6 protein-coding genes are annotated in these 3,955 nt (G+C 53.4%); all 6 read left to right on the top strand.

The genetic code is table 11. The annotated features are described in order from the left end of the window. Positions 1-1,020: hypothetical protein (locus tag B5F39_RS14345; RefSeq protein ID WP_158096080.1), on the top strand; the 1,020-nt coding region annotated here is incomplete at its 5' end. Positions 1,021-1,039: 19 nt separating this feature from the next. Further along, entirely contained in the window at positions 1,040-1,729 is a 690-nt protein-coding gene (locus tag B5F39_RS13885; protein ID WP_087368729.1) for a hypothetical protein, read from the top strand. After that, entirely contained in the window at positions 1,726-2,181 is a 456-nt protein-coding gene (locus B5F39_RS14125; protein WP_143330774.1) for a hypothetical protein, read from the top strand. Before B5F39_RS13885 ends, B5F39_RS14125 begins: the two co-directional genes overlap by 4 nt. Positions 2,182-2,710: 529 nt before the next feature. Beyond that, positions 2,711-3,127 carry a hypothetical protein gene (locus B5F39_RS13880; RefSeq protein ID WP_087368727.1) on the top strand — a complete coding sequence of 139 codons (417 nt, stop codon included), beginning with the start codon at positions 2,711-2,713 and terminating at the stop codon, positions 3,125-3,127. Beyond that, on the top strand, positions 3,117-3,638 hold the full coding sequence (locus tag B5F39_RS13875) for a carbohydrate-binding protein (RefSeq protein ID WP_087368725.1): 522 nt from the start codon (positions 3,117-3,119) through the stop codon (positions 3,636-3,638). Before B5F39_RS13880 ends, B5F39_RS13875 begins: the two co-directional genes overlap by 11 nt. A 57-nt stretch (positions 3,639-3,695) precedes the next feature. Beyond that, a partial coding sequence (locus B5F39_RS14505; RefSeq protein WP_204245131.1) for a hypothetical protein occupies positions 3,696-3,955 on the top strand: 260 nt, incomplete at its 3' end.

The following is a 3,955-nucleotide window of genomic DNA, read 5'->3' as shown; positions in this document are numbered from 1 at the left end:
GGACTGGCGCAGCTTATAGGCAGCCTCATAGCCTCCGGCTCGCTGACCGGGCGCGAGCTGAACGCGGCGGCGAAAATGCAGCTGGGGCCCGGCGGTCAGTTCATCATGGGAGACGGCTCAATCTTCCAAATGGGCAGCGGTGCGGTGCTCATCGACTCGGAGACCGGAGTGCTGCAAATACGCGACCCGAACAACCTCACGACCGGCAACTACATCCGCGTCGATACCGGCGACATCACGACGTATCAGTACATCGCGGGTGCCTACCGCGCGATGAAGTCGCTGCGCAAAATGGAGGTCGGAGTCGGCAACAACGGCGCAACTGTCACTTTGCCGGGCTACTGGCCCTCGCAGCCGAAGATACAGGTTTCGCCTAACGCGCTGCAATGCTACAACGCGAACTATCCGAGCCAGAGTCAGCAGCTTAGATGTTACGCGGACTCGATTACGTACAATAACGGGGTTGTGACGTTCGTGCCGCGGGCGTATTTAGAGATAGCAGGTGGCAATGTATATTATACGCTTCCGGTACCAGTTGTAGATTGGAGCTTTATGGAACATGCTGTCCCTACAACGGTACAGACGACGACATATTCTGTCCCAGCTTATGCTAAAAATATTGTTGTGACGGGAAAAATCTATGCGCAGGATGCTGGTGGTGCCCAGGGAAACACAGTCTCTATGAAATGTCTGACCGCAAGTGTAAAAGTAAACTTTGCCGGAGTTTTTACCACAATAACAACGATAACACTGCCTCCAACAAACTATAATTTGGCAACGGAACCTACAAATTATTATAAAACATTCAATATAACTCTGCCTGGCGGGTATTCAAGCGCCCAATATATATATCTTGTAGCAGACATAAGCTATGGTGGATATAATTCCGATTTTTCTTGGATATATTCTTTTGACAATATGAAACATTGTTGGTTGCGATTTGATTCTATACAGTGGACAGTCTCAAGCTCCACCCAGCTCGCCTCCGGCACTCTCAACTACGTAGCAATCGCAGAATAACGCAAAGAAGGTGAAACCAATGTCTGAATCCACAGGAACGATCACAGTAACGAACGGCAGCGCGAACGTCACGGGAAGCGGGACGCTCTTCGCGACGAACTTCTGCGGGCCGGACGACCTGCTCATAGTAGACGGGCTGAACTACGTCATAAAGTCGGTGACGTCCGACACGGCGCTCACATTGACGCGCCCCTACACCGGCACGACTGCGAGCGGCAAAACATACGAAATCATCCGAACCACAGGCGAGAAGGCGCTCAACGAGCTCGCGCATCAGGTAGCGGAGCTGGTAAACAAATACGGGACGACGGTAAACTCCATAACGGACACCCCGGGCGCGTCGAAAATCCCGAAAGCCGGAGATGACGGCAAACTCGCCGACAGCTGGATCAGCGACGCGGCGTTCCTCAAAACGCTGCTCGCCTTCGATAATGAGACGAACGACACGCTCACGTCCGGCACAGGCGAAGGCGACGTCGTGCTCAAAGGCGCGAACGGGATACTTGAAATCCTTGCGCGCCTGTCCTCCGGCCTGTCGAGCAAAGGCAAAGTACCGATGCTCGACTCGTCCGGCAAAGTCCTTGCAGCGCAGCTGCCGGCCGCCGCGCTGCAGGAGCTTAAGCTCTATGTAAACGGCGAGTCCGACGAGACGATAATAGCGGCGACCAAAGAGGGCGACATTGTGATAAGGAAGGTGAGCGTAGAATGAGCGACGTTATGACTTACAGCAAGCGCACGGCCTCGGGGCTCGAAGAAGCGCTGCGCACGGTGCTGCTGGACGCGGATAACAAAGTCCCTGCGGAGGCGCTGCGCATCGTCGGTGCAATTAGCGACGGAGCAATAATTGAACAAGGTTCGAATGCTAACGGAGATTGGGTCAGATATGCGAATGGAACGCAGATATGTACCGGAAGCGTCACTATTTCTTTTGTTTCGACTGATAGCTATGTAGCTAGTACAGCAACATTTCCGGCAGTTTTTATATCGCCACCTGTCGTAGTATCCGGGACATATCAAGGTGCGGGCAACGGGTCTGCCTCCGATGCCGCACCACCTAACGCAACTTCGTGTTTAATATGCGTCAGCCCCACGCGAGGGATAACATTCGGGTCCGATTCTACTCGTGAATATACATACATTGCTATCGGCAAATGGAAATAGCCCTTACGCCTTCCAGCGGCCGATGGCGAACCAGCAACCACCGACAGTATTAACTGGGCTTAATGCAGTGCGTGGTGTGAAAATGACAATCTGTGCTGATGTGGCGCTGACGACATGTGCCTGACTCCAGCCATGATCATAATAATTCACACCAATATCTGAGATTATAGAAGGCGTTTGCGTAAATGCTAGAGGAAAAGTTATGTCGACGTAATATTTCCACACACCAGAAAATGCTGCCATTCCAGTTTCGCTATTTACAACAAAACTTACTCTAGACTGATAGCCTATGGCAGATCCATCTGCGAACTTACACCAGTAACCGTTGGCGTTACTCCCACTCTCGATAATCGCTCCGTCGCTAATTGCACCGACGATGCACGTGTAAACCGAGGCGCGGAGCGGGCGGGTGTGGAACAATGTAACAACCGTGTAACACCAGAAAAAATAAGAAACCTAAACGACCACAGGCGCACACCTGCTACATGATGCGTGCTTGTGTAACTCTCGTATAACAAGGAGTGATGAAATGTTCAAGATAAAACTAAACCCGCAGGTAAACGACCTACCATCGCCCGTCGTATCTGTGCAGGGCGACGTTATAACCATAAACGGCGAGGATTTTGACTTTTCGCAGCTCGCAGAGGGCGACGAACTGATAAATCAAGAAGAGTACCGCTACACCGTTGACGAAAACGGCGCAGAGCACATGGAGCTCGTTACGCCGAAATCAATAGCGAGCGATTACATTGACGGCAACGTCAAATGTGCAGGCGGCTACATCGAGCTATCGCTCATATTGCCGCTGCTACCCAACTCGCCGCTGTCCGCGTGCTTCCCGTCGCCGCGCGTGCTGGTGATGGACACAGACGGCCCGGTGATTTTGCCGGATACGACGCCGGAGGCTCCGACCGAAGAAAACGAGGCGCAGACCAATGAGCGGTAACATCGACTGGTCAAAACTAAAAACGGCGGAGCAAGCCGCCGCCGATCGAGAAGCCTCCGCCATTGCAACGGCAAAATGGCAGGCCCGCGAACTGCTCGTTGAAAAGATGAGTAAAGCCGCCGCGCAGACCGAAGAGCTCACCCTATCCGAGTGCGCCCTCATGGCGCGCGCGCAAATGTATGACCAGTGGCAGGCGGGCCAGTCATACGCCCAAGGCAAGCGCGTAACCTACAACGGCATAGTCTACGAGGTGCAGCAGCAGACGACCGCCTCCGAGGTCTATCCGCCCGACGCGGAAGGAGTGCTCGCGATATACGTGCCGCTGTCGACCGACGGCTCCGGCACGCTCGAAGACCCGTATGTGTGGATATACGGGATGCACGTCGAAGCGGGCGTATACGTAACGTACAACGGACAGATGTATAAGGCGAAAAGCCCGATGAAGCCCTGCGTGTGGGCTCCGGGCTCTGATACTAACGTATGGGAGGTCGTAAATAATGCTGACAATTAGCCAGTGCTTACGGGGGGGGGGCGTCCTCCATGTTGATGTCAACTGTGAGGCTGTGTTATGAGAGACGTCATCAAGCTACAGCGCCGTACGGCGAGCGGACTGGAGGACGTACTCTCGTTTGGGGACATAGTAGCCAGCGGCTCTAACGCCAATGGGGATTGGGTCAGGTGGTCTGACGGGACTCAGATATGCCGGAGCACGATTATACTGACGGGCTTGAGCATAGAGGATAGAGCTCAGGTTTGGGCTAGTTATTCTTATACTCCACCAGCCGCTTTTGTTGGTGAATATGATATCTATATTTCAAAAGCATTGGC

Source organism: Cloacibacillus sp. An23 (genome assembly GCF_002159945.1).
In the GTDB taxonomy this organism is placed as follows: Bacteria; Synergistota; Synergistia; order Synergistales; family Synergistaceae; genus Caccocola.
This window is presented reverse-complemented; position numbering and strand designations above follow the sequence as displayed.

Bases quoted from the DNA above. Each gene is read 5' to 3' on its own strand.
- B5F39_RS14125 (WP_143330774.1), top strand. From the start codon at position 1,726: ATGAGCGACGTTATGACTTACAGCAAGCGCACGGCCTCGGGGCTCGAA.
- B5F39_RS13880 (WP_087368727.1), top strand. From the start codon at position 2,711: ATGTTCAAGATAAAACTAAACCCGCAGGTAAACGACCTACCATCGCCC.
- B5F39_RS13875 (WP_087368725.1), top strand. From the start codon at position 3,117: ATGAGCGGTAACATCGACTGGTCAAAACTAAAAACGGCGGAGCAAGCC.
- B5F39_RS13885 (WP_087368729.1), top strand. From the start codon at position 1,040: ATGTCTGAATCCACAGGAACGATCACAGTAACGAACGGCAGCGCGAAC.